The sequence below is a fragment of the Kitasatospora sp. NPDC029367 genome, from assembly GCF_055569135.1.
The window spans coordinates 51123-56533 of record NZ_JBVHYH010000062.1; the positions used below are offsets into that span (position 1 = coordinate 51123).

Annotated in this window: 2 protein-coding genes; both read left to right on the plus strand. The window is 72.6% G+C overall.

Annotated features, from left to right (window positions below; translation table 11 throughout):
* Window positions 1-495: 495 nt before the first annotated feature.
* Window positions 496-2859 (plus strand): SulP family inorganic anion transporter, encoded by a 2364-nt coding sequence (locus ACZ4W5_RS27955; protein ID WP_465657647.1) that lies wholly within the window; start codon window positions 496-498, stop codon window positions 2857-2859.
* A 449-nt stretch (window positions 2860-3308) separates the two neighbouring features.
* Complete coding sequence (gene acs / locus ACZ4W5_RS27960; RefSeq protein ID WP_360226992.1) at window positions 3309-5270, plus strand: acetate--CoA ligase; 1962 nt, start codon at window positions 3309-3311, stop codon at window positions 5268-5270.
* Window positions 5271-5411: the final 141 nt, after the last annotated feature.

A 5411-nucleotide genomic window follows, 5' to 3' on the forward strand; every position in this document is an offset into this window, starting at 1 on the left:
CCGCCCCCCCAAAAACAACCAACCCCCCAACAGCGAGGCCACCCCCCCCCCCCCCCCCTCGGGGGGCCCCCCCCGGCCCGTTCGCCGTTCCGACCCCACCCCAGCCGACCGTCCAGGACCGCCCCGGGAGCGCCCAGGGGCCGCCCCGAGCCTCCCACCAGCAGATTCCCGTCCGTTCGAACACCACCCAATGGAGTGAACCAGCGATTTTCCGCTTCCCTCCGAGAACGACGCTGTGCAAAGCTTTCATTACCCTCGGTTTACCGAGTCTTGATGGCCCGTCCCGACGGCCCTCGGCGAGACATCCCGCACCTCGCCCTGGCCCCTGGCGGGCCCCGATGGTCGACGCCGGCCGGTGACACCCGCATTCCCCGCCGCGCCCACGCCATCCCGCCACACCGTCGCGACCCACGACAGCCGATCCGCCCCGGAGCCCCACCCCGGACTCACCACCGGACCTGACTGCGTTCGTTCCCCCGGACAGACGGGAAGACCATGACCCTCGACATCTCCAGCGCACCCATCGCCTCCGACACCACCGACCACGCGCCACCCGGCCCCGGCTCCCGGGCCCGGTGGGCCCAGGACCTCTCCGCCTCCGTGGTGGTCTTCCTGATCGCCGTGCCGTTCTCCCTCGGCATCGCGCTCGCCACCGGCGCCCCGCTCACCGCCGGGCTGGCGGCCGCGGCCGTGGGCGGCATCGTGGTCGGGCTGTGCGGCGGCACCCCGCTCATGGTCAGCGGCCCCTCAGCCGCACTGACCGTGATCACCGCCGGGCTCATCGCCCAGTACGGCTGGCGGGCCACCTGCGCCATCACCCTCGCCGCCGGACTGCTCCAACTCCTGCTCGGCGCACGCCGGGTGGCCCGGACGGCACTCGCGGTCTCACCCGCGATCGTGCACGGCATGCTGGCCGGGGTCGGGCTGACCATCGCCATCGCCCAGCTGCACGTCGTCCTCGGCGGCTCCCCGCAGAGCTCGGCGTTCGCCAACCTGCTCGCGATGCCGGGGCAGTTGGCCGGTCCGCACCCACCCGCCCTGCTGGCCGGCTCGGTGACCGTGGCCGTGCTGCTGGGCTGGCCCAGGCTCGACCGACTCCCGGGCCGCGCAGGCGAGTTCGGTGCCCGCCTGACCAAGGTGCCCGGCCCGCTGGCCGCCGTGGCCGTCGCCACCGCACTCGCCCTCGCCCTGGACCTGCAGCTCGCCCACATCGAACTGCCCGCCTGGCAGCCGCACTCCCTGGTGCCCGCGCTGCCGCACGGTTCGCTCGCCGGGGTGCTCGCCGCCGTCCTGACCGTCACCGCCGTCGCGAGCGTGGAGTCGCTGCTGTCCGCCGTGGCGGTGGACCGGATGTCCCAGCGCACCGGCGACCTCGACCGCGAGCTGCGCGGGCAGGGCCTCGCCAACCTGGTCAGCGGGCTGGTCGGCGGACTGCCGATCGCCGGCGGCGCCGTCCGCAGCACGGCCAACGTCCGGGCCGGCGGGCAGAGCCGATGGGCCTCGGTCATGCACGGAGTCTGGGTGCTCGTGGCCGCACTGGCGCTGACCGGTGGGCTGCGCCGGATCCCGCTGGCCGCACTGGCCGCGCTGGTGCTGGTGGTCGGGCTGCAGATGGTGAGCTTCGCGCACATCCGCAACGTGCACCGGCACCGCGAGTTCCCGGTCTACCTGACCACCCTGCTCGCCGTGGTGGCCTTCGGCGTGCTGTGGGGCGTCGGCCTCGGTGCCGCCACCGCCGTGCTGCTCGCGCTCTACCGGCTGACCCGGGCCCATGTGGACGTCGCGACCGGCCCCGACGGCTCGGTCACCGTCCAGACCCACGGTCCGCTCACCTTCACCGCCGTCCCCCGGCTGAGCCGGGCGCTGGCCGGGATCCCCGCGGGCGCCGAGGTCACCGTGGTGCACGACGGCTCCTTCCTGGACCACGCCGCCTACGAGACACTGCACGACTGGCGGACGGGGCACCAGGCCGCGGGCGGCCAGGTCTCGCTGGTGACGCGGCGCCAGGACGACGAGGTGCTCGACCCCGACGGCACCGTCCGCGCGGGCAGTTCACCGGGCCCGCACCGCTGCCGGGCCTGGACGCCCTGGGGCGGCCACCACTGCATCGAGCAGCAGGAGGACCCGCACGGCCGGCTGCTGGACGGCGTCCGGGTGTTCCAGCAGCACACCGCTCCGCTGGTCAGGCCCGAACTCGCCCGACTGGCCCGGGAAGGGCAGACGCCGTCCCAGCTCTTCCTGACCTGCGCGGACTCCCGGATGGTGCCCAGCATGATCACCAACAGCGGGCCGGGCGACCTCTTCACCGTCCGGAACGTCGGCAACCTGGTGCCGGCCCCGTTCGAGCCCGGGGCGGCCGACGACTCGGTGGCCGCCGCGGTGCAGTACGCGGTCGAGGCGCTGGAGGTGCGCTCGATCACGATCTGCGGCCACTCCGGCTGCGGCGCGATGAAAGCCCTGCTGGACGGCGTGCACGAGCGCCCCGGGTCACCCACCCCGCTGACCCGATGGCTGCGCAACGGCCGCGGCTCGCTGGACCGGCTCCGACGGGCCCCGGCCGAGTTCGCCGACCGGCCGGTCGTGGACCTCGCGGAGCAGCTCTGCATCACCAACGTGGTGCAGCAGTTGGACCAGCTGATGGCGAACCCCGCGGTGGAGCGCCGGGTCGAGGAGGGCACCCTGCGCCTGGTCGGGATGTACTTCGACTTCGCCACCGCCCAGGCCTACGTCCTGGACCGCGCCGCCGGGACGTTCAGCCCGGTCGAGGCCCGGCCAGACGGCGATTCTGCCGAACGGGTGAGGAACGACGCCCGGATTCCGGCCGCCGGCAGCGAGGAGGGGCCCCAGCTGGCCGCCTGAGAGCCGGGCCCGTGTCTCCCGCCGGGCGGGCCGGGACACGGGCCCTCCGGCCGCCGCGCGGCCTGCCGCCTCCGGGCGGCGGGCCGCGCGGAGGTCGCGCCGTGGTTGGGCAGTGGTCGGGCCAGGGCCGGGCAGCGGTCGGGCCGGGGTCGTCGCCGTGACCATCACCATGACCGTCATCGACCGTCATCGCCCGTCATCGCCGTCGTGACCGGCACCATGATCACCACCGTGACCGGAACCACAGTCGTGCGATCGTCGTACGACGATCGGCCCACCGTACGGCCGAATCGGCGATCGACCGTTCGACGATCGGTCAAAGGTCTACACCAATTGCAGGGAGCCTCTTGTCAACTGGGCCATTCGCCTGGTGAGCTGTGCGCTGGGACACACGGGACAATCCCCACCCGCGGGATCGCCCCAGATCATGACTCGATGAGGAGTGCGCGTTGAGCAACGAGAGCCTGGCCAACCTGCTCAAGGAGGAGCGGCGTTTCGCCCCGCCGGCAGAGCTCGCCGCAGCGGCCAACGTCACCGCGGCCGCGTACGCCCAGGCCTCCGAGGACCGTCTGGGCTTCTGGGCCGAGCAGGCCCGCCGCCTGAGCTGGGCGGTCGAGCCGACCGAGACGCTCGACTGGTCCAACCCGCCCTTCGCCAAGTGGTTCGCCGACGGCAAGCTCAACGTGGCCTACAACTGCGTTGACCGCCACGTCGAGAACGGCCTCGGCGACCGGGTCGCCATCCACTTCGAGGGCGAGCCCGGCGACAGCCGCTCGATCACCTACGCCCAGCTCAAGGACGAGGTCTCGCAGGCCGCCAACGCGCTGCTGGAGCTCGGCGTCCGCAAGGGCGACCGGGTCGCCGTCTACCTCCCGATGATCGCCGAGGCGGTCGTCGCGATGCTCGCCTGCGCCCGGATCGGCGCCACCCACTCGGTGGTCTTCGGCGGCTTCTCCGCCGACGCCGTCGCCTCCCGCATCCAGGACGCCCAGGCCAAGCTCGTCATCACCGCCGACGGCGGCTACCGCCGGGGCAAGGCCTCCGCGCTCAAGCCGGCGATCGACGAGGCGCTCACCAAGGTCGACGGCGTCGAGCACGTCCTGGTGATCCGCCGCACCGAGCAGGAGATCGCCTGGACCGAGGGCCGCGACGTCTGGTGGCACGAGATCACGGCGCGTCAGTCCACCGAGCACGCCCCCGAGGCGCACGACGCCGAGCACCCGCTGTTCATCCTCTACACCTCGGGCACCACCGGTAAGCCCAAGGGCATCCTGCACACCTCGGGCGGCTACCTCACCCAGGCCAGCTACACCCACCACGCGGTCTTCGACCTCAAGCCGGAGACCGACGTCTACTGGTGCACCGCCGACATCGGCTGGGTCACCGGCCACTCGTACATCGTCTACGGCCCGCTCTCCAACGGCGCCACCCAGGTCATCTACGAGGGCACCCCGGACACCCCGCACCAGGGGCGGTTCTGGGAGATCGTCCAGAAGTACGGCGTGACGATCCTCTACACCGCGCCGACCGCGATCCGCACCTTCATGAAGTGGGGCGACGACATCCCCGCGAAGTTCGACCTGTCCTCGCTGCGGGTGCTGGGCAGCGTCGGCGAGCCGATCAACCCCGAGGCGTGGGTCTGGTACCGCGAGCACATCGGCGGCGGCAAGGCCCCCATCGTCGACACCTGGTGGCAGACCGAGACCGGCGCCATGATGATCAGCCCGCTGCCGGGCGTCACCGAGACCAAGCCGGGCTCGGCCCAACGCGCCCTGCCGGGCATCGCGGCCACCGTGGTGGACGACGAGGCCAACGAGGTCCCGAACGGCTCCGGCGGCTACCTGGTGCTCACCGAGCCGTGGCCGTCCATGCTCCGCACCATCTGGGGCGACGACCAGCGCTACATCGACACCTACTGGTCGCGCTTCGAGGGCCGCTACTTCGCCGGTGACGGCGCCAAGAAGGACGAGGACGGCGACATCTGGCTGCTCGGCCGGGTGGACGACGTCATGCTGGTCTCGGGCCACAACATCTCCACCACCGAGGTCGAGTCGGCCCTGGTCGGCCACCCGTCCGTGGCGGAGTCCGCCGTGGTGGGCGCCGCCGACCCCACCACCGGCCAGGCCATCGTCGCGTTCGTGATCCTGCGCGGCGGCGCCACTGAGAGCCCCGAGCTGGTCGAGGAGCTGCGCGCCCACGTCGGCCGCACGCTCGGCCCGATCGCCAAGCCGAAGCAGATCAAGGTCGTCGGCGAGCTGCCGAAGACCCGTTCCGGCAAGATCATGCGCCGTCTGCTGCGCGACATCGCCGAGGGCCGCGAGGTCGGTGACACCACCACCCTTGCCGACAGCACGGTGATGAGCCAGATCCAGGCCCAGCTGCCGCCGCACGGCAACGGCAACAACGGCTGAGCGAGGCGTCAGAAGCCAGAAGCCTTGCGGAGCGGGGGCCCGGGCGGGGGAACACCACCCCGGGGCCCAGCGGCCTTACTACCGCCGGGGGTCCCCCCCCCCCCCCCGTGGTACCCACCCGGGTGGTTAGGGGCTTTTGCG

What these genes read in the sequence shown, in the direction of transcription:
- ACZ4W5_RS27955 (WP_465657647.1), top strand. Translation starts at nt 496, where the DNA reads ATGACCCTCGACATCTCCAGCGCACCCATCGCCTCCGACACCACCGAC.